This window comes from Mesorhizobium sp. B2-4-15, from assembly GCF_006658505.1.
Classification (GTDB): Bacteria; Pseudomonadota; Alphaproteobacteria; order Rhizobiales; family Rhizobiaceae; genus Mesorhizobium.
Genome location: NZ_VFUZ01000002.1, coordinates 215625 through 234901, shown reverse-complemented (window position 1 = coordinate 234901; position 19277 = coordinate 215625). Strand labels below are relative to the sequence as shown.

General features: G+C 64.0%; 17 protein-coding genes. 10 read left to right on the top strand and 7 right to left on the bottom strand.

The features are described 5' to 3' along the window. Window positions 1-66: 66 nt before the first annotated feature. The 3 genes from smc to FJ930_RS03480 all read right to left on the bottom strand — a co-directional run bounded on the left by smc (window position 67) and on the right by FJ930_RS03480 (window position 4994). On the bottom strand, window positions 67-3525 hold the full coding sequence (gene smc / locus FJ930_RS03490; RefSeq protein ID WP_141834837.1) for a chromosome segregation protein SMC: 3459 nt from the start codon (window positions 3523-3525) through the stop codon (window positions 67-69). A 60-nt stretch (window positions 3526-3585) separates the two neighbouring features. Next, entirely contained in the window at window positions 3586-4329 is a 744-nt protein-coding gene (locus FJ930_RS03485; RefSeq protein ID WP_140693427.1) for a DsbA family protein, read from the bottom strand. Between the two features lie 164 nt (window positions 4330-4493). After that, entirely contained in the window at window positions 4494-4994 is a 501-nt protein-coding gene (locus FJ930_RS03480) for a DUF721 domain-containing protein (RefSeq protein ID WP_141834834.1), read from the bottom strand. A gap of 54 nt (window positions 4995-5048) precedes the next feature. On the opposite strand from FJ930_RS03480, the gene mutY reads away from it, so the two are divergent. Both mutY and FJ930_RS03470 read left to right on the top strand, forming a co-directional pair. After that, complete coding sequence (mutY, locus tag FJ930_RS03475) at window positions 5049-6188, top strand: A/G-specific adenine glycosylase (RefSeq protein WP_141834831.1); 1140 nt, start codon at window positions 5049-5051, stop codon at window positions 6186-6188. Beyond that, window positions 6181-6792 carry an HAD family phosphatase gene (locus tag FJ930_RS03470; RefSeq protein ID WP_141834828.1) on the top strand — a complete coding sequence of 204 codons (612 nt, stop codon included), beginning with the start codon at window positions 6181-6183 and terminating at the stop codon, window positions 6790-6792. The genes mutY and FJ930_RS03470 overlap by 8 nt, the downstream gene beginning before the upstream one ends. A 59-nt stretch (window positions 6793-6851) precedes the next feature. On the opposite strand, the gene FJ930_RS03465 is transcribed toward FJ930_RS03470, so the two are convergent. Beyond that, window positions 6852-7985 carry a site-specific DNA-methyltransferase gene (locus FJ930_RS03465; RefSeq protein WP_141834825.1) on the bottom strand — a complete coding sequence of 378 codons (1134 nt, stop codon included), beginning with the start codon at window positions 7983-7985 and terminating at the stop codon, window positions 6852-6854. Window positions 7986-8162: 177 nt separating this feature from the next. Here FJ930_RS03465 and FJ930_RS03460 point away from each other — a divergent pair, with 177 nt between their 5' ends. Beyond that, window positions 8163-8852, top strand: a complete 690-nt coding sequence (locus FJ930_RS03460; protein ID WP_141834822.1) for an HAD family phosphatase — start codon at window positions 8163-8165, stop codon at window positions 8850-8852. A 7-nt stretch (window positions 8853-8859) separates the two neighbouring features. Here the strand turns inward: FJ930_RS03460 and FJ930_RS03455 are convergent, their stop codons facing one another. Further along, the gene (locus FJ930_RS03455) at window positions 8860-9588 is read right to left on the bottom strand and encodes a hypothetical protein (RefSeq protein WP_141834819.1); all 729 of its coding nucleotides are present in this window, start codon (window positions 9586-9588) and stop codon (window positions 8860-8862) included. 128 nt (window positions 9589-9716) lie between these two features. Between FJ930_RS03455 and thrC the strand changes: the two genes are divergently transcribed. Genes thrC through FJ930_RS03435 form a run of 4 tightly spaced genes read left to right on the top strand, consistent with a single transcriptional unit; the run spans window position 9717 to window position 15924 of the window. Further along, window positions 9717-11114, top strand: coding sequence for a threonine synthase (thrC, locus tag FJ930_RS03450; protein WP_141834816.1), 1398 nt, complete (start codon window positions 9717-9719; stop codon window positions 11112-11114). Between the two features lie 14 nt (window positions 11115-11128). Continuing rightward, entirely contained in the window at window positions 11129-12421 is a 1293-nt protein-coding gene (locus tag FJ930_RS03445; RefSeq protein WP_140742476.1) for a pitrilysin family protein, read from the top strand. A 14-nt stretch (window positions 12422-12435) separates the two neighbouring features. Further along, window positions 12436-13032: a GNAT family protein gene (locus FJ930_RS03440; RefSeq protein ID WP_140742478.1), complete on the top strand. Its 597-nt coding sequence runs from the start codon at window positions 12436-12438 to the stop codon at window positions 13030-13032. A gap of 3 nt (window positions 13033-13035) precedes the next feature. Further along, window positions 13036-15924 carry an EAL domain-containing protein gene (locus FJ930_RS03435; RefSeq protein WP_141834813.1) on the top strand — a complete coding sequence of 963 codons (2889 nt, stop codon included), beginning with the start codon at window positions 13036-13038 and terminating at the stop codon, window positions 15922-15924. Window positions 15925-15932: 8 nt separating this feature from the next. Here the strand turns inward: FJ930_RS03435 and FJ930_RS03430 are convergent, their stop codons facing one another. After that, on the bottom strand, window positions 15933-16541 hold the full coding sequence (locus FJ930_RS03430) for a YqgE/AlgH family protein (protein ID WP_140610068.1): 609 nt from the start codon (window positions 16539-16541) through the stop codon (window positions 15933-15935). A gap of 170 nt (window positions 16542-16711) precedes the next feature. Between FJ930_RS03430 and FJ930_RS03425 the strand changes: the two genes are divergently transcribed. The 3 genes from FJ930_RS03425 (at window position 16712) to FJ930_RS03415 (ending at window position 18654) form a co-directional block, all read left to right on the top strand. Beyond that, complete coding sequence (locus FJ930_RS03425) at window positions 16712-17518, top strand: protein-disulfide reductase DsbD domain-containing protein (protein ID WP_141834811.1); 807 nt, start codon at window positions 16712-16714, stop codon at window positions 17516-17518. 82 nt (window positions 17519-17600) lie between these two features. Continuing rightward, window positions 17601-18083 carry a peroxiredoxin gene (locus FJ930_RS03420; RefSeq protein WP_141834810.1) on the top strand — a complete coding sequence of 161 codons (483 nt, stop codon included), beginning with the start codon at window positions 17601-17603 and terminating at the stop codon, window positions 18081-18083. 94 nt (window positions 18084-18177) lie between these two features. After that, window positions 18178-18654: a DUF2938 domain-containing protein gene (locus FJ930_RS03415; protein WP_141834809.1), complete on the top strand. Its 477-nt coding sequence runs from the start codon at window positions 18178-18180 to the stop codon at window positions 18652-18654. Window positions 18655-18658: 4 nt separating this feature from the next. Here FJ930_RS03415 and FJ930_RS03410 read toward each other — a convergent pair whose 3' ends face one another. Further along, complete coding sequence (locus FJ930_RS03410) at window positions 18659-19243, bottom strand: histidine phosphatase family protein (protein ID WP_141834808.1); 585 nt, start codon at window positions 19241-19243, stop codon at window positions 18659-18661. Window positions 19244-19277: the final 34 nt, after the last annotated feature.

Sequence of the window (19277 nt, the reverse complement as noted above, 5' to 3'; positions counted from 1 at the left end):
GTTCGAGCGGCTCCAGGTCGAACGCGACCGCCCCGATCGAGTTCCATCGAGCTACCGTCGTGAACGTCAGCTCGCCTCGCGCATCGCTTCCGCGGCTTGCAGATCGACCGACACGAGTTGGCTGACGCCCTGCTCGGCCATGGTCACGCCGAACAACCGATCCATGCGTGCCATGGTGATCGGATTGTGGGTGATGATGACGAAGCGTGTCTCCGTGGTCTTGGCCATCTCGTCCATGAGGTTGCAGAAGCGTTCGACATTGTGATCGTCGAGCGGCGCATCGACTTCGTCGAGCACGCAGATTGGCGCCGGGTTGGTCAGGAACACGGCGAAGATCAGCGACATCGCCGTCAGCGCCTGCTCGCCGCCCGACAGCAGCGTCATGGTCTGCGGCTTCTTGCCGGGCGGGCGGGCAAGGATTTCCAGCCCCGCCTCTAGCGGATCCTCGGATTCGATCAGCTGCAATTCCGCCGTGCCGCCGCCGAACAAATGCGAGAACAGCCGCTGGAAATGGCTGTTGACCACATCGAAAGCGGCGAGAAGCCGCTCGCGGCCCTCGCGGTTGAGGCTCTGGATCGCTTGTCTGAGCTTGCGGATCGCCTCGATGATGTCCTCGCGCTCCGAAACGATGGTCTCCAGCCGGTCGGAAAGCTCCTTCTGCTCTTCCTCGGCGCGCAAATTGACGGCCCCGAGCCGTTCGCGCTCGATCTTCAACCGATCGAGCTGGCGTTCAATCTCGGCCATCTCAGGCATCGGATCGTCGACTTCCAGCCCGGTATGGCGAATGACGAGATGCGGCGGCGTGTTCAGCGTTTCCTGGATCCGCGCCTCGACCTCCAGCCGGCGCTCGTCGGCCGCCGTCAGCCTTTCCTCGGCGCGGGCGCGGGTCTCGCGCGCCTCGGCCAATGACTGGATGGCCCCTGTGGCCGCCTTGTCCAGTTCGGCCTGCCTGTTCTCGGCTTCCTGCAGCCGGTCGGCGGCGGCCCTGCGCAAGGTCTCGGCCTCGGTGAGTTGCGACAGCAAGGCGCGCCGCTTGGCATCGATCTCGTCAGGCGCATCGGCCAGCCGCTCGCGCTCGGCCTCGGCCTCGGCCTTGCGTTCGCCAAGCGATGCGATCTGCGTCGAGGCATTTTCGGCGCGCACCAGCCAGTTGCTGCGTTCGGCGCCGATGGCATCGAGCCGGCGCGTGCGTGCCTCGGCTTCGCGCCGCAGCCCTTCATGGACGGCGCGCGCATCGGCAAGCGTTGCGCGGTCGCGGGAGACATTGGCCGAGGACTGTTCGAGCTGCAATTGCAGGTCGCCGAGATCGGGGGCATCCTGCAGCAGCATTTCGGCCTCGACGAACGCCGCCGAGGTCTCCTCATGGCTGTCGACGATGCGGGCACGCGCCTCGTCCAAAGCCGCGCGCCGGCTCGACAGCTCGCCGCCGGCCTTTTCGGCTTCGGCCAGCGCATTGCGGGCGGCGTCCAGTCGGTGCTGGGCGTCGCGCCCGGCCTGACGCGTGTTGCGCTCGGCCTCGCTTGCCTGGCGAAGCGCCTGTTCAGCCTGCGCCAGCGCCTCCTCGGCCTGACGCAGGGCGAGCGTCGCCTGCACCGCCTCGGCATCGAGTTCGGCAAGCCGGTTCTTCTGCGCCAGCCGCTGAGCCGCAGCCGTCGGCGCGTCGGCACTGGCGGTAAGGCCGTCCCAGCGCCATAGCGCGCCTTCGCGGCTGACCAGTCTCTGGCCGGGCGCGAGCAGCGCCTGGAGCCGGCGGCCATCAGCGGCCTCGACGATGCCGATCTGCGCCAGGCGGCGGGCAAGCTGCGCCGGGGCGCGAACCACGCTGGCAAGGCTTCTGGTCCCTTCCGGCAGGGCCGCGTCGCCGGGCTGGATCTGGCTTTCGCCCCAATGCGCCGGCGCGCTGCGGTCGAGCGGCACGTCCAGGTCTTCGCCAAGGGCCGCACCCAGCGCCGTCTCGAAGCCGCGCTCGACACTGATCTGCTCCAGCACCGAAGGGAAGAGATCGCCGCTGGCCGCGTTCAGAATCTTGGCCAGTGTCCGGGCTTCGGTCTCGATCCGCGCCAACTCCGCCCTTGCGTCCTGCAGCGGTGGGCGAGCGGCACTTTCGGCGGCACGGGCATCGATGACCGACTGTTCGGTCTGCGCCACCGCGGCCTCGGATTCTTCCAGCAACGCGACGGCCTGTTCGACCAGTATCCGCTTCTCAGCAGGATCCGGCAGGCCGGCTACCTTCGAGAGGATATCCGACAATTCGCGGTCCACCTCGGCGAGTTGGCGGGCAAAGCGGTCGCGGCGCTCGGCGGTTTCGCGCAGCGTCCGTTCGATCTGATGGCGCGAAGCGGCAGCCTCGGCCCGTTCAGCGGTCAGCGCGGCAAGCCTGGCTTCACTTTGCGCAAGCGTCGATGCGGCCTGTTCGAATGCGGCGCGGGTGGTGGCCTCGCGCTCGGCGGCGCCGGCGTTTTCGGAATTCAGCGTGGCTTCTTCGGTGCGCAGGCGTTCTAGAACATCGGCATTGTCGCGCACCATCCGCTCCTCGCGGGCGATGTCGCCGTCGAGCTGCTGCAACCGGCGCTCGATCTCCGTCTGGCGAGCACGGATGCGGCCGGCTTCCTCCTCGATCTGCGACTTGGCGATCGACAGGCGCTGGAAGGCAGCGGCGGCGGCGGCTTCCGCGTCGCGCAGCTCGGGCAAGCGATGGGCGCTGATGCCCTGCTCCTTGGCGGCGTTCATCTGCGCGGCGGCGCGGTCGCCGACAAGTGCCGTGGCGGTCGCCAGCGCCGAACGCGTCTCACCTTCCTGGGTCTTGGCCAGTGTCCAGCGCAGATGCAGCAGCGTCGCTTCGGCCTTGCGGATATCGGCGGACAGGTTCTTGAAGCGGGAAGCCTGGCGCGCCTGGCGCTTCAGGCTTTCGATCTGGCTTTCCAGTTCGCCGACGACATCATCGAGGCGTTCGAGATTCTGTTCCGCAGCCTTCAGCCGCAATTCCGCCTCGTGGCGGCGGGTATGCAGGCCGGAAATGCCGGCGGCCTCCTCGAGAAGTGCGCGGCGCGCCTGTGGCTTGGCCTGGATCAATTCGCCGATACGGCCCTGCCCGACCATCGACGGCGAGCGCGCGCCGGTCGACTGGTCGGCAAACAGAAGCTGCACGTCCTTGGCGCGCGCTTCCTTGCCGTTGATGCGATAAAGGGAGCCTGCCTCGCGTTCGATGCGGCGTGACACCTGCAACTCGTCGGCATCGTTGAAGGCGGCCGGCGCCGAGCGATCGCTGTTGTCGAGGAAAAGCGTGACTTCGGCGGTGTTGCGTGCGGGCCGCGTGCCCGAACCGGAAAAGATCACGTCGTCCATGCCGGACGCGCGCATGTTCTTGTAGGAGCTTTCGCCCATCACCCAGCGCAACGCTTCGACGAGGTTCGACTTGCCGCAACCGTTCGGCCCGACAATACCCGTCAGGCCGCGTTCGATCACGAACTCGCCGGGTTCGACGAAGGACTTGAAACCGAGCAGGCGAAGGCGCGAAAACTTCATTCACGCGCCTCACAAAGGCGGGCAGCAGCAAAACGCCGCAGCCGCAGCGCTGAGCCGATGTCAGAGCAGAGGGTCGATGATGGCCGACATTTCCTCAATCGACATCGCCCCCTTGTAGGTCTTACCGTTGATGAAGAAGGTCGGTGTCGAGTCGACCTTGAATTCATTGGCGCCACGCTTCTGGACCGATCTCACATCGTCCAGAAGTTTCTGGTCCGTCAAGCAGGCCTCGAAGGACTCCTGTGTAAAACCGGCAAGCTTCGAGATTTGCAGCAGCGCATCCTTTGTGTTCGACACGCCAACCCAGTTGGCCTGCTGCTTGAACAGCACGTCGACCATCGGGAAATAGTTGTCCTTGGCGCAGCGCGCCAGCATGAAACCGGCTTCCGCGCTCGGATCGAAGGGGAATTCGCGCAGGATATAGCGGGCCTTGCCGGTGTCGATATACTTCGTCTTCAGCTCCGGGAAGGTCGTTTCGGCGAAATGCGCGCAATGCGGGCAGGTCATCGAAGCGTATTCGACGATGGTGACCTTCGCATCGTCCTTGCCAAGCTGCTTGTCGGGCAGTGCGCCCGGCTTCAGCAATTCGGCCATATCGACAGTGCCCTGTGCTTCCGGCACCTGAACCGCCGCCGGCGTGGCGGGCTTCGCGGGCGTGGCCGGATCGGCGGGCTTTACATCCGCGGCCTTGGCCTGTTCGCCGGAGTCGCTGCAGGCGGCGAGCAGGGCGACCGCCGGAATGGCGGCCAGCGAAGACAGGACGTTTCTGCGAGACAAGCTTGGGCCAAACGAGGAACGGCTCATACGAATCACCTGACAGGGGTTGGATTTTGCAATGCAAAAGCACGAAAAAGCGAGAGTTGGCGCGAATTAAGGCATCTCTGTCCCCAATCCAATCGCGAAACCTGACAAGGGTGATCACGAATGCGCGAGATTAACGACAAACCTGTGACTCTTTCCAGTGGGAACTAGACTTTCCTCCCGCCAAGAATTGTCGCACCCAGCCTTTCCAGGGAGGCTCGCAGTCCGTCATCTTCGATCAGCCCGACAGTATCGGACAATTTCATTTTTTCGGCCTCGGTCAGCGGCCTGAGGGCAGGCTTTGGCCGGGCTTTGCCTGACATCACCGGCTTCTGCACGATCCTGATGCGGCCAATGGCGTTGAAGCCGAGGAAGGCGTTGACCCTGTTGATGATCTCACCCGTCTCATGCTGCAGGTGGAGCGCCGCCATGCCCTCGCAGGCGATGACCAGCACGGCCGGCTCGAACGGATCGTCTTCATGCAAGCGGCGCGGCCACTGGATCTTCTCGGGCCGCGAGCGGCTGGCAAGGCGCGGGCCCGCGATCTCTTCCCAGGACTGGACGAGACCAATCGAGATGCCTGCCCGCTTGCGCAGCACCGGATCGAGGATCTCAGTGGCGAGATCGCTCACCGGAACGGGATTGCCGAAGGGCCTTTTCCCTGCCATGTGCGTTCTCCAGCCACGACCTCACCCGATATCGGCCAGGCCAACACAAGATCAATGGCACCAGCAGACCAGACCCGCAAGGCCCAGACCGATAGGGCAACGCCAGGCGATACCGCGTCGCGCCTGCTCGCCTGGTACGACGTGCATCATCGCGAACTGCCCTGGCGGGTTTCGCCGCGCGACCATGCCCGCGGCGTGCGGCCCGACCCCTACCGCATCTGGCTGTCGGAAGTCATGCTGCAGCAGACCACCGTCGAGGCGGTAAAATCCTATTTCCGCGCCTTTGTCGAGAAATGGCCTGACGTCGAGGCGCTCGCCGCGGCACCGACCGAGGACGTGATGAAGGCCTGGGCGGGGCTCGGCTACTATTCCCGTGCACGCAACCTCAAGGCCTGCGCCGATCTGGTGGCGGCGCGTGGCGGCCGGTTTCCCGACACGGAGGCCGCTTTGAGAGACCTGCCCGGCATCGGCGCCTACACCTCGGCGGCCATCACGGCGATCGCCTTCGACCGTCCCGCGGCCGTCGTGGACGGCAATGTCGAGCGTGTCATCTCGAGGCTGTTTTCGATCACGATGCCGCTCAGCGAGGCCAAGCCCGAGATACGCGCTCATGTCGAGCGCATGGTGCCGGCGGCAAGGCCGGGCGACTTCGCCCAGGCGATGATGGATCTCGGCGCCACGATCTGCACGCCGCGCCGGCCGCGCTGCATGCTGTGCCCACTGCGCGAGGATTGCACCGCGATCCTGTCGGGCGACCCTGAACATTTCCCGGTTCGCCTGCCGAAGGCCGACAAGCCGCTGCGGCGCGGCGCCGCTTTCGTGGCCATGCGCGAGGACGGCGCCGTTCTCCTGCGCAAACGGCCGGAGAAAGGGTTGCTCGGCGGCATGACGGAGGTGCCGACCACCGCCTGGACGGCACGGGTGGATGGAGCCACCACGGCGGCGGCGGCGCCCTTTCCCGGCGAATGGCGGCGGGCCGGAACAATCACGCATGTCTTCACCCATTTCGCTCTCGAACTCGACGTCTTTCATGCCCACATCAAAGGTGATGCGCCGGAAGGGCATTTCTGGTCGCCGGTTCGAGAGATTTCCGGCGAGGCCCTGCCGACTGTCATGAAAAAGGCAATCGAGGCTGCGATACCCGGCGCGACGAAAAAGCCGTCACCATTGAGTGCAACGAGGCCCCATGACTGAAGTCCGCCACATCGTTTTCGACATCGGCAAAGTGTTGCTCCACTACGATCCCAGCATTCCGTTCAGCCGGCTGATTCCCGACGAGACGGAGCGGAAATGGTTCTTCGACAATGTCTGCACGCATGACTGGAACGTCGAGCAGGATCGTGGCCGGACCTGGGAAGAAGCCGAGGCGCTGCTGATCGCCGAGCATCCCGATCACGCGGAAAACATCCGCAATTTCCGAAGGCATTGGCACGACATGGTGCCGCATGCCTATGACGACAGCGTCGCCATCATGCTCGGCCTGATCGAGAGCGGCCATGATGTGACCATGCTGACCAACTTCGCCGCTGACACCCTGGCCGAAGCCCGCAAACGCTTCGACTTCCTCGATCGTCCACGCGGTGTGACCATCTCCGGCGAGATCGGCAAGATCAAGCCGGATCGTGATATTTACGACCATCACGTTGCTGCGTTCGGCCTCGAACCGTCCGCGACGCTGTTCATCGACGACAGCCAGAAGAATGTCGACGGCGCCAAGGCGGCCGGCTGGCAAGCCGTGCTGTTCACCGATGCCAAGACGCTTCAAGCAGACCTTGAACGCTACGGAATAAAGGCGTGATCTGAATCGCTTCCAGCGATCCGTTCCGACTTTGAATCAGCGCGCAAGCGCGGCAGGGGTCAGCCCCCTGCCCGCTCCATGCCGAGGCGGGCGATGCGGCGAAGTTCGTCGATCGGGGTGAGCCCGCCGCTGCGCTCATAGTGCCAGAAGGTCCAGCCGTTGCAGGCGTCCAGTCCCTGCACTTCGGCGCCGATCTTGTGGATCGAGCCGGCGCTGTCGCCGATCGCCACAGTGCCGTCGGCGCGCACCTTGGCCGCCCAGCGCTTCTTGGCGTCGTAGAGTGTTACGCCTGGCGTCATCAGCCCGGTGTCGATCAGGCTTACGAAGGCCACGCGCGGCTCGGCGCGCTTGCCGGTGAGAACCGTGAGATCGGCTCCCTCAAGCGGCCGAACCGCGTCGATGCGTTCATTGGCGGCGTCGATATAGGCCTGCTCGCGCTCGATGCCGACGAAATGACGGCCGAGGCGCTTGGCCACCGCGCCGGTCGTGCCGGAGCCGAAGAAGGGATCGAGCACGATGTCGCCCGGTTTGGTCGAGGCCATCATGATGCGGGCGAGCAGGGCCTCGGGCTTCTGCGTCGGGTGCAGCTTGTCGCCATCGTCATTCTTCAACCGCTCCGCGCCGGTGCAGATCGGGAACAGCCAGTCGGAGCGCATCTGGACATCGTCATTCGATGCCTTCAGCGCCTCGTAGTTGAAGGTATAGCCCCTGCCCTTCTGGTCGCGCGAAGCCCAGATCATGGTCTCATGCGCGTTCTGGAAGCGGCGGCCACGGAAATTCGGCATCGGGTTGGTCTTGCGCCAGACCACGTCGTTGAGGATCCAGAAGCCCAGATCCTGCATCTTGGCGCCGACGCGGAAGATGTTGTGATAGGAGCCGATCACCCAGATGGTGCCGTTGGGCTTAAGCACCCGGCGAGCCGCCAGCAGCCAGGCGCGGGTGAAGGCGTCATATGCCTCGAAGCTCTCGAACTGGTCCCAGGCGTCGTCGACCGCGTCGACCTTGGATTGGTCGGGCCGGTGCAGGTCGCCGTCGAGCTGCAGGTTGTAGGGCGGATCGGCGAAGATGACGTCGATGGATTTTTCGGGCAGCCGGTCGAGGGCTGCGACGCAGTCGCCCTTGAGGATAGTGTCCAGCCATTCGGACTGCTGGGGAGCATGGGAAAGCTCGTCGAGAAGACGTACGGCAGACATTTTTACACCCAAGGCACGCGTTACTGTTTACTCCCCGTTATGGTTACCGATCAGCGTAAATATTCGGTGAAGGCCCGCCGGATGGCCGGTCAGGTTTGCGAAGGCCGGGCCATTGGTGTATGCCGCGCCGCTTGAGCCCTGAGCGGCCATTCATCCTCCTCCTTGTTCCGGATCACCATGCCCCAGCCAGACCTTGTCATCTTCGATTGCGACGGCGTTCTCGTCGATTCCGAAATCATCGCCGCACGGGTCGAGGCTGAGCTGATAACCCTGGCCGGATACGAAATCTCGGCGGAAGAGATTGCCGAGACCTATGCGGGCCTGACATTCAAGGACATCCTTATCCGCATAGAGGAGAAGTCCAAGATCCCGTTCCAGGTGTCGCTGATCGATCGTGCCGAAGACCTGGTCGACAGGAAACTGCGCAGCGACGTGCGTGCCATCGAGGGCGTGCGCGAAGCGGTCGCCTCCGTCACGGCGCAACGCTGCATCTGCTCCAACTCCCGCTCGGAGCGGATCGATTTCATGCTGGAGAAGGTTCACCTGCTGCCGTTTTTCGCCGGGCGGATCTTCTCGGCGATGGAAACGCCCACCGGCAAAACCAAGCCGGCTCCGGACGTGTTCCTGTTTGCTGCCGAAAAACTCAACGCCAAACCGGCCAACACCTTTGTCATCGAGGATTCCGTGCACGGCGTCACCGGTGCCAGGACGGCTGGCATGCGCGTGATCGGCTTCACCGGCGCCAGCCACAGCTATCCCGGCCATGCCGACGCGCTGACGGAGGCCGGCGCGGAGACAGTGATCCGTCGCTGGGCGGAACTGAAAAGCGTTATCGCGGCGCTGTCGGAATGGTCGGCCGACGCCTGACCAACGTCTAGTTTGTCGTCGCGGCCTTCTTCCTGTGGGTCTTCTTCGGCTTGCTCGTCGTCGCCTTCGGCACGGTTTCGTCATAACCGGCATAGGCCTGATAGTCCGGCGCCGTCGGTGCGGGCACGACGATATTGGAGTCGGTGAAGACGAACTGGGTGGCGACCGAGGGATCGGTCACCTGAACCTGATACTGATGAATCTGCGAATAAAGCACATCAGTGCCATGCATTACGGCAGTGCGGATCGGCATGGTGATGGTGCCGGGCGCGAATTTCGGTCCTGGAACGACCTTGCCGGCGACCGCGATCTTCATCGTCAATTGCCCGTCGGCACGGCCGCAATCGCGGGTCACATCGCTGATCGAAGCCTGATAGATGATCCTCGCCGAATCGTCGGGCGGCGTGGCAGCAGCCGCGTCAGCCGCGGCTTGGGCCGCGGCGTCCTGCGCGGCGTCGCCAGTCTTCTTAACTCTCGGCTTGGGCTTCTGCACGTCCTTGACGTAGGTGTTGAAGAAGGCCGTGCCGTCGCGCACCGTGACCTTCGGGCAATAGGCGGTCAGCTGGCTGGCCAGGATTTTGGGATCCTGCGGCGGCGGTGGCGCTGTCGGATCCTTTTTGCCGAAGCCGAGGTTCAGGATGCCGTTGTCGCTTGATTGGCAACCCGCGGCGGCGAGCATAAAGCCGGTGAGCGCAAGACCCGCCACAAAGCGACCGCCGAATGTATGAAACGCCATGAAACTGCTCTTCCCTCTCGCAAAGCTGGTGACGTATATCAACCGCGCGGCAAAAATGCGACTGAGCCAGCACAGAAATTAACCACCTTGTGGTGAACGGAAAAGCCTAGCGGCAACGGATCTGTGACATGCAATATGTGAGTACTCGCGGGGAAGCGCCCGCGCTTGGATTTTCTGACGCGGTGCTGGCGGGACTGGCGCGCGATGGCGGGCTTTACGTGCCGCGCGAGTGGCCCCAGTTTTCGCCATCCGAAATTCGCGCCATGCGCGGCCTTGCCTATCCAGACCTCGCCATCCGCGTGCTGTCGCCCTTCCTTGGCGGCGAAATCCCGGCGCCGGTCTTCGAACGTCTGGTCCGCGAAGCCTACGCCACCTTCCGCCACGAGGCTGTCTGTCCGTTGGTCCAGACCGGGCCCAACACCTTTGTCCTCGAACTCTTCCATGGACCGACGCTGGCGTTCAAGGACGTGGCGATGCAGCTGCTCGCCCGGCTGATGGACCACGTGCTTGCCCAACGTGGCCAGCATGCCACGATCGTAGGCGCCACCTCGGGCGATACCGGCGGCGCGGCCATCGACGCCTTCGCCGGACGCAGCCGCACCGACATCTTCATCCTTTTCCCGCATGGCCGGGTTTCGCCCGTGCAGCAGCGGCAGATGACGACGTCCAAGGCTGAAAACGTCCATGCGCTGGCAATCGAGGGCAATTTCGACGATTGCCAGGGCCTGCTCAAGGACATGTTCAACGATCACGCCTTCCGCGATCGCGTCGCGCTGTCAGGGGTCAATTCGATCAACTGGGCGCGCATCATGGCGCAGATCGTCTATTATTTCTCCTCGGCGCTGTCTCTCGGCGCACCGGATAGGCCGATATCGTTCACGGTGCCGACCGGCAATTTCGGCGACATCTTCGCCGGCTACGCCGCCAAGAAGATGGGCCTGCCGATCGAACGGCTGGTCATCGCCACCAATGACAACGACATACTGGCCCGCACCTTCGCGACCGGCGAATACAGCACCAAAGGCGTCTTCGCCACGACCTCGCCGTCGATGGACATCCAGGTATCGTCGAATTTCGAACGCCTGCTGTTCGAGGCCTCCAACCGTGACGCGGCGACCGTGCGGCGCTATATGGCAAGCCTCAAGCAATCGGGCGCCTTCACCATCGAAGCAGCGGAAATCGCCAGGATGCGGTCCGAATTCGACGCCGGCCGCGCCGATATGGACGAGGTCGCCGCCACCATCCGCTCGACCCTCGCGGCCAGCAATTACCTGCTCGATCCGCACACGGCGGCAGCGGTGCATGTGGCGTCGGGCAAGGCTGCAGGTGCCACGCCGATGGTGGTGCTGGGCACCGCTCACCCGGCAAAGTTCCCTGCCGCCGTCGAGGCCGCCAGCGGGGTCTCGCCCGCCCTGCCCGCATGGCTAGGCGGATTGATGACATTTGAGGAAAAATACACGGTACTTCCATCCGACTTGAAAATGGTGGAAGATTACGTCGGCCGCCGTGCGCGAGCGGCGCGTTAGGGAGTAAGAGCCATATGGGTGTTGAGGTAAGCCGTCTGTCGAACGGCCTGACAGTCGCCACCGAAACCCTTCCAAGTATCGAATCGGTTGCCCTTGGTGCCTGGGTCAAGTCCGGCGCCCGCAATGAGCGTGACGAAGAGCATGGCATGGCCCATCTGCTCGAGCACATGGCGTTCAAGGGTACAAAACGGCGAAGCGCCTTCGAAATCGCCTCGGAAATCGAGGACGTCGGCGGTGAGATCAACGCCGCCACCAGCGTCGAGACCACCTCCTACTACGCAAGGGTGCTCTCCGACGATGTGCCGCTGGCCGTCGACATCCTTGCCGACATCCTGCAGGAGTCCGAATTCGATCCGCAGGAGCTCGAACGCGAGCAGCATGTCATCCTGCAGGAGATCGGCGCCGCACACGACACGCCCGACGATATCGTCTTCGACCGCTTCACCGAGACGGCCTTTCGCCACCAGACCATCGGCCGCTCGATCCTGGGCACGCCGGAAACGGTGAAATCCTTCACCTCCAAGCAGTTGCACGATTTCATCGAGCGCCAATACGGCGCCGAGCGGATGGTGATCGTAGCCGCAGGCGACATCAAGCACGACAAGTTCGTGCGCGAGGTCGAAAAGCATCTCGGCGGCTTCCGCAGCAAGGCCGACAGCACCATCCCGCAATATGCGCAATATGTCGGCGGCGATTTCCGCGAGGACCGCGACCTGATGGATGCGCAGATCGTGCTGGGCTTCGAGGGCCGCGCCTATCATGTACGCGACTTCTACGCCTCGCAGGTGCTGTCGATGATCCTCGGCGGCGGCATGTCATCGCGCCTGTTCCAGGAAGTCCGCGAGAAGCGCGGCCTGTGTTACTCCGTCTACGCCTTCCACTGGGGCTTTTCCGACACCGGCATTTTCGGCGTCCATGCCGCGACAGGCCAGAGCGACATTGCCGAACTGGTGCCGGTCATCATCGACGAATTGCAGAAGGCCGGCGAAAACATCCTGCAGGAAGAACTCGACCGGGCGCGTGCGCAGTATCGCGCCGGGCTGATCATGTCCGCCGAAAGCCCGGCCAGCCGCGCCTCGCAGATCGCGCGCCAACTGCTTTTGTTCGGCCGCCCGATCGCCAAGGAAGAGCTGATGGAACGGCTGTCGGCACTGACGGTCGAAAGGCTGACCGACCTGTCGGCGCGCATGTTCTCGACGAAGCCGACGCTTACCGCTGTCGGGCCCGTGGGTACGCTGGCACCATACGAGGCGATCCTCGATTCGCTTCCGGGTACGCAGACCACGGCCCGCAGGCTCGCCGTCTAAGCCGCACAAGCGCCGTGTTCGCGCTCCCTTTCTTTCGCCGTGACCTGCCGGCACTGAAGGGCAATCTCGTCACATTGCGCGTGCCGTTCACCAATGACTACCGTGAATGGTCGACGCTGCGCGGTGAAAGCCGCGCTTTTCTCGAGCCGTGGGAGCCACGCTGGACGCCTGACGAGCTCGACCGTACGGCGTGGCGCCTGCGCATCAGCCGCTACCGCGAAGACTATGCGCAGGGCACCGCGATCGCCTTCTTCATCTTCGAGAAGTCGAGCGGCAAGCTGGCGGGCGGCATCACGCTCGGCAACATACGTCACGGCGTCTCGCAAAGCGGTCATGTCGGCTACTGGATCGGCGAGCGCTTCGGCGGCCGCGGCCTGATGACCGACGCGGTCAAGGTCGTGGCCCGCTTCGCCTTCGATACGCTGAGGTTGCACCGGATCGAAGCCGCCTGTATTCCCGACAATATCAGGTCGATCCGCGTGCTTGAAAAAGCCGGATTCCGGCGCGAAGGACTTTTGCGATCCTATCTCAGGATCAACGGCATCTGGCAGGACCACTACCTCTACGCTCGGATCGCCGACGATCCGCCGGGCGCTGGAACGAAGGACTGATTTTTGACGAATTTCCTGCGAACCGGGCCGCTCTTCGCCTTTGTCCTCGCGGCAATGCTGACGCTGTACGCGGCTCCGGCGGCCTTTGCCGTCGAACCGATCAAGATCGCCCGCGACGACAAGGCACTCGACCTTTCGGGTGCCGTCGAGATCTACCGCAACCAGGGCGACAATTTCCAGGTGTCGACCGCGCCCGGCCCCGACGGCATCGTGCGGCGCATCGAGGTCGAGGCCAAGGATGCCCGCTCGACCGGCGACTGGGCGGTGTTCGCGCTCGCCAACTCCACCGACCAGCAGCTCGACCGGCTGATCGTCGCCCCGCATTTCCGCCTGGTGAATTCCGGCATCTTCTGGCCCGATCTCGGCTCGACCCGCATCGCGGCGATTACGCCCAGCGAAGGCTTCGCGCTCGACCGCCAGACCAGTCCTGATGCCGATGTCTACCGGGTGACACTGAACCCCGGCACGGTGATCACCTTCATCGCCGAACTCGCCTCGCCGAAGCTGCCCCAAGTCTATCTGTGGGACCCGGAATCCTACAAGGACTCGGTCAATTCCTACACGCTGTTTCGCGGCATCGTCATCGGCATCGCCGGCCTTCTGGCGCTGTTCCTGACCATCCTGTTCGTGGTCAAGGGCACCTCGATGTTTCCGGCGACGGCGGCGCTCGCCTGGGCGGTGCTTGCCTATATCTGCGTCGATTTCGGTTTCCTCAACAAGATCATCGAAATCTCGCCCGGCAATGAGCAGATGTGGCGGGCGGGAACGGAGGTGGCGCTGGCGGGTACATTCGTGGTGTTCCTGTTCGCCTATCTCAACCTCAACCGATGGCACGGCCATTTCAGCTATGGCGCGCTGGTCTGGATTCTAGGGCTGCTGCTGATCGCGGGCGTCGCCATTGTCGACCCGGCGGTCGCCGCGGGCATCGCCAGACTGTCCTTCGCGGCCACCGCGCTGACCGGGCTCGGCCTGATCATCTTCCTCGGGATACGCGGCTATGACCGCGCCATCATGCTGGTGCCCAGTTGGGTCATGGTGCTGTTGTGGCTATGTGGATCGTGGATGGCGATCACCGGCATGCTCGACAATGACATTGCCCAGCCGGCGCTCGGCGGTGGCTTGATCCTCATCATCCTGTTGATTGGCTTCACCGTCATGCAGCACGCCTTTGCCGGCGGCGCGCTGCACCAAGGACTGTTCTCCGACCTCGAACGCCAGGCGCTGGCGGTCGCGGGATCAGGCGACACAGTGTGGGATTGGGACGTGCTGCGCGATCGCGTCGTCACCAAGCCTGATGTCAGCATCCAGCTCGGGCTGGCGCCCAACAGCCTGGGTGGTGCGGCGCGCAACTGGCTGCCGGTGCTGCATGCCGATGACCGCGACACGTTCCGCACGACGCTCGACGTGGTGCTGGAGCACCGTCGTGGCCGGGTGGCACAGAATTTCCGCCTGCGCGGCGCCGACGGGCACTATCACTGGTTTGCCTTGCGCGCCCGCCCGGTGATCGGGTCGGACGGCGAGGTCATCCGCTGCGTCGGCACCATGGTCGACGTCACCGAGCAGAAGAAGTCCGAGGAGCGGCTGCTGCACGACGCCGTGCACGACAATCTGACTGGCCTGCCGAACCGCGAATTGTTCATGAACCGGCTGGAAGCGATCATCTCGATCGCCCGCACCGAAGAGAAGGTGCGTCCGACCGTCTTCGTCATCGATATCGACCGCTTCAAGCAGGTCAATGACGGGCTCGGCATCTCGGCCGGCGACACGATCCTGCTCACGATAGCACGCCGGTTGCACCGTCTGCTGAAGCCCAAGGATTCGCTGTCGCGCTTCGCCGGCGACCAGTTCGCGCTGATGCTGCTGTCCGAACAGGACCCTGCCCGCATCGCCGGCGTGGCGGATGCCATCAAGCATGCGATCAACAATCCGATCACCTTTGCCAAGCGCGAGATCGTGCTGACCGCCTCGATCGGCCTGATCACCTGGACATCGGCCCAGACCTCGGCCGAGGACATGGTCAAGGACGCCGAGCTTGCCATGCACCAGGCCAAGCGCTTCGGCGGCGACAGGATCGAGCCGTTCCGCCCGGCTTTCCGCACCGTGGGCACCGACCGGCTTCAGTTTGAATCCGATTTGCGGCGCGCCATCGAACGGCGCGAATTCACGCTTGCCTACCAGCCGATCGTGCGCCTGGAAGACGGCAGCGTTGCCGGCTTCGAAGCGTTGCTGCGCTGGGACCATCCGCGCCGCGGCATGATCCCGCCGGCTGATTTCATCCCGGTCGCCGAAAGCTGCGGGTTGATCGTGCAGCTTGGGCTGTTCGCCATGCAGCAGGCGGCCGAGGATCTGGCGGGATGGCAAAAGCAGATCGGCGACGCGCCGCTGTCGGTCTCGGTCAACCTGTCCAGCCGCCAGCTCATCCGCCGCGACCTGGTCAGCGATGTCCGCTCCGTCATCGCGCGAGCCAATCTGAAGCCGCGCTGTTTCCGGCTCGAACTCACCGAGTCCCTGGTGATGGACAATCCCGAGCAGACCGCCCACGTGCTGACCAAGCTGAAGCAGCTCGGCATCGGCCTGTCGCTGGACGATTTCGGCACCGGCTACTCCTCGCTCGCCTACCTCACGCGTTTCCCCTTCGACACGATCAAGATCGACAAGAGTTTTGTCGACGACAACACGCCCAAGCGCGCCGTGCTGCTCAAGTCCATGGTCAACATGGCGCATGAGCTCGGTCTTTCGGTGGTCGCCGAGGGTATCGCCGACGAACGCGATGCGCTGGAACTGCGCCAGATGGGCTGCGAATATGTGCAGAGCTTCATGTTCGGCGCGCCTATGCCCGGCGACCAGGTGCTGAAGACGCTGAAAGAGCAGTATCCGTTGACGCAGGCGTGAGACGAAGCTCAGGCGTGTCCGGCGGCCAGGCTGAGATGGGCGAGATCGATGCCGATCGAGGCGAGAATCCGATCGTATTTGCGCTCGATGTCGGCATCGAACAGAAGCTCGGGGCTGGCCGGGCAGGTCAGCCAGCCATTCTCGGCGATCTCGGTTTCCAGCTGGCCGGCGCCCCAGCCCGAATAACCCAGCGCCATCAGCGCGTGACGGGGACCGCGGCCCGACGATATGGCGCGCAGTATGTCGACCGTCGCGGTCAGGCAGATGTCGTCGGAAACGGTCAGCGACGATTCCACGCGATAGTCGCCGGAATGCAGCACGAAGCCCCGGCTGCGATCGACAGGCCCGCCGTTGCGGACGACGAAGTCGCGCGCCTGCGCAGGCAGGCGGATCGCCTCCTGCTCGTTCATGATGCCGAGTTGCACCAGAAGGTCCGGGAACAGCATCTGCTGGGTCTGGTTGATGATCAGGCCCATCGCGCCTTCATCGCTGTGCGCGCAGATGTAGATGACCGAGCGCGTGAAACGATCGTCCTTCATGCCGGGCATGGCAATCAGGAACTGATCGTCGAGAAAGCCGCGGCCAGCGGTTGTCTTCTTGTGGCGCAACAAATCCATGACAAGGAGGGTAACGTGTTTCCCGGGCGCCGAAAAGATGCGCAGCGCCGGATTCGACCAAAGCCCATGTTGCCAAGCCAGCAGTGGCTTGCCGCGAAGTCACGCAAATATGATATCGGCAAGACCATGAAATCATTGCGCTGCCACGAACGGACGATCAAATCACCGCCATGCAAAGCTTGAAAATCCTGTTGCTTGGCGCCGCCATCGGTTCGGCAACCGCCCTACCCGCTTATGCCTCTTCGTCCGCCTGGTACAACAGCGAAGGCGGCAAGGTGCGGCTGGTGACAAGCGGCAAGCCGGACGAGGCCGGACGCATCCAGGGCGTTCTCGACATAGCGCTCAAGCCTGGCTGGAAGACATACTGGCGCGACCCGGGCGACGCCGGCGTGCCACCACAGCTCGACATCTCGGCCAGCACCAACATCGCCGATGCCTCGCTCTCGTTTCCGCCACCCCAACGCCACGACGATGGTTATGGCAAATGGGCCGGCTACAACTATCCGGTTTCGCTGCCTGTCACATTCACGCTGGCGACGCCGAACCAGCCGGCCGTCATCGACGCCGACATCTTTCTCGGCATTTGTGAAACGATCTGCATCCCGGTGCAGACACGGCTGACCGTCGACCCCGCTTCGGATCCCGACAATGCCGACGATGCAGCCCTTGTGAAAGCGAGTTTCGCGGCTTTGCCGGCACCGGCAAAGCCTGACTTCGGCATCAATGTGCTGCCGGGCGATCACGAGACGCTGGTTGTCGAGGCGAGCTTTCCCGGTGACCCCGCGGCCGCGGATCTCTTCGTCGCCGCCGAGCGGGATTACATGTTCGGCGCTCCTTCCCGCCGGGAAAAGGACGGCAAGCTGATCTTCACCGTGCCGATCCTCGACCGCCCCTCGACGACGCCCACGGATGGCGGGCTGCACTATACGCTGACGAGTTCCGCGGGGGCCGTCGAAGGGCTGCTACCTTTCCCTTGATGCTGCCGGCTCGATGGTTGCAGGAAGCCGCTGAGTTCGCTACGCAAGCACGCATCCTTTCCATTCCCCAAGCGAGGAACTCATGACCATTTCCGTCGGCGACAAGCTGCCCGAAGCGACCTTCAAGACGATGACCGCCGACGGCGCCAAGGCGATCACGTCGGCCGAGATTTTCCCCGGAAAGAAGGTAGTCCTGTTCGGCGTTCCCGGCGCCTTCACGCCGACCTGCAGCAACAACCATTTGCCCGGCTATCTCGAAAACCATGACGCCATCCTGGCGCGTGGCGTCGACACGATCGCCGTCGTTTCGGTCAACGACGTCCATGTCATGGGCGCCTGGGCGCGCTTCACCGGCGGTGAAGGCAAGATCCTGTTCCTCGCCGACGGCAATGGCGATTTCGCCAAGGCGGTCGGCCTCGACAACGACCTTTCGGCGGGCGGCATGGGCCTACGCTCGAAGCGGTTTTCGATGATCATCGACGACGGCAAGGTCACCGCGCTCAATGTCGAGACCAAGCCCGGCGTCGACGAATCCGGAGCGGCTCATATTCTCGGACAGCTCTGAGCTTCAACGGTCGCATCGGGCAAGGCCGCAATGGCCGCTCCTCGCCCGACAACCGCTTGCGCTCCATAACTGCCGGCCCTCGGGGAATCCAACGATGTTTGACATCTTTTGGCGCGCTGTCGCGATCGGCATCGGCGCCACCGTGCTTATGGATCTCTGGGCGCTCTTCCTCCACAAGGCGTTCGGCCAGCCACGGCCGAACTGGGGGCCGGTCGGCCGCTGGGTCTGGCACCTCGGCGACAAGGTCTTTCATGACGATATTGGCGACGCGGCGCCCTATGCATATGAGGTGGCGCTAGGTTGGGCCTTTCACTACTTCGTCGGCATCGTCTACGGCATCATCCTGGTCGTCGTGGCTGGAGCAGGCTGGCTTACCGCGCCGACCTTCCTGCCAGCCTTCATTCTCGGCATCGTCACCGTCGGCGCCGGCTGGTTCCTGCTGGCGCCCGGCATGGGCGCCGGATGGGCGGCATCGAAGCGGCCGAATCCGATGCAGATCCGGGCGCTCAACCTGGTCTCGCACACGGTGTTCGCGCTCGGGCTGTGGGGCACGGCGCTGCTGATCCGCTGAGGGCTTAGGACTGCTCCAGCATGTCGATCGGCCGCCATCCGTGGAGAACGCGACGCGCGGCGATATCGAAGGCGAAGTAGTTGCCGCCGCCAGGCGGCTGATCCCTGTCGCGGCTTATCTGCTTGCCGCTCAGCGCAAGCAGCAAGAGGGTGCCGACACCGCCGTGCCCGACAAAGGCGATGTCTCCGGTACCGCCGGCCTCGAGCACGGCCTCGACCTCGCCCGCGATGCGCTGCTGCGCGTCGATCGCCCGCTCCCAGCCCCGAATGCTTTCGTGCGGATTGGCGAAGAACTGGTCGGCGACCGCCTCGAACTCCGGAGGCGGCAGGAAACCCGTCGCCGACCGGCCATTCTCATGCATCCGCTCCCTTACCTGGACGGCAAGGTCGAGGTGCCGCCCGAGCACTTCGGCGGTTTCAATCGCCTTACGCTCGCCCGAGGACACCGCTTGCCTGATCGATCCGATCCATGGTTGGCCCAGCATCGCGTACGCCCTCGCACGGCCGACATCGGACAAACCCCAATCCGGCACGGGGATGGCAGGATCGATCTGAACCTGGGGGTGCGTGATGTGGTAGGCTATCGGCATGGCAGAAGGGCTCCCGTCGATCGGAGGCCGCAGG

What these genes read in the sequence shown, in the direction of transcription:
- FJ930_RS03480 (WP_141834834.1), bottom strand. Translation starts at nt 4,994, where the DNA reads ATGGCAGGGAAAAGGCCCTTCGGCAATCCCGTTCCGGTGAGCGATCTC.
- FJ930_RS03455 (WP_141834819.1), bottom strand. Translation starts at nt 9,588, where the DNA reads ATGGCGTTTCATACATTCGGCGGTCGCTTTGTGGCGGGTCTTGCGCTC.
- FJ930_RS03445 (WP_140742476.1), top strand. Translation starts at nt 11,129, where the DNA reads ATGGGTGTTGAGGTAAGCCGTCTGTCGAACGGCCTGACAGTCGCCACC.
- smc (WP_141834837.1), bottom strand. Translation starts at nt 3,525, where the DNA reads ATGAAGTTTTCGCGCCTTCGCCTGCTCGGTTTCAAGTCCTTCGTCGAA.
- FJ930_RS03430 (WP_140610068.1), bottom strand. Translation starts at nt 16,541, where the DNA reads ATGGATTTGTTGCGCCACAAGAAGACAACCGCTGGCCGCGGCTTTCTC.
- FJ930_RS03460 (WP_141834822.1), top strand. Translation starts at nt 8,163, where the DNA reads ATGCCCCAGCCAGACCTTGTCATCTTCGATTGCGACGGCGTTCTCGTC.
- FJ930_RS03420 (WP_141834810.1), top strand. Translation starts at nt 17,601, where the DNA reads ATGACCATTTCCGTCGGCGACAAGCTGCCCGAAGCGACCTTCAAGACG.
- FJ930_RS03485 (WP_140693427.1), bottom strand. Translation starts at nt 4,329, where the DNA reads ATGAGCCGTTCCTCGTTTGGCCCAAGCTTGTCTCGCAGAAACGTCCTG.
- FJ930_RS03425 (WP_141834811.1), top strand. Translation starts at nt 16,712, where the DNA reads ATGCAAAGCTTGAAAATCCTGTTGCTTGGCGCCGCCATCGGTTCGGCA.
- thrC (WP_141834816.1), top strand. Translation starts at nt 9,717, where the DNA reads ATGCAATATGTGAGTACTCGCGGGGAAGCGCCCGCGCTTGGATTTTCT.
- mutY (WP_141834831.1), top strand. Translation starts at nt 5,049, where the DNA reads ATGGCACCAGCAGACCAGACCCGCAAGGCCCAGACCGATAGGGCAACG.
- FJ930_RS03415 (WP_141834809.1), top strand. Translation starts at nt 18,178, where the DNA reads ATGTTTGACATCTTTTGGCGCGCTGTCGCGATCGGCATCGGCGCCACC.
- FJ930_RS03465 (WP_141834825.1), bottom strand. Translation starts at nt 7,985, where the DNA reads ATGTCTGCCGTACGTCTTCTCGACGAGCTTTCCCATGCTCCCCAGCAG.
- FJ930_RS03410 (WP_141834808.1), bottom strand. Translation starts at nt 19,243, where the DNA reads ATGCCGATAGCCTACCACATCACGCACCCCCAGGTTCAGATCGATCCT.
- FJ930_RS03470 (WP_141834828.1), top strand. Translation starts at nt 6,181, where the DNA reads ATGACTGAAGTCCGCCACATCGTTTTCGACATCGGCAAAGTGTTGCTC.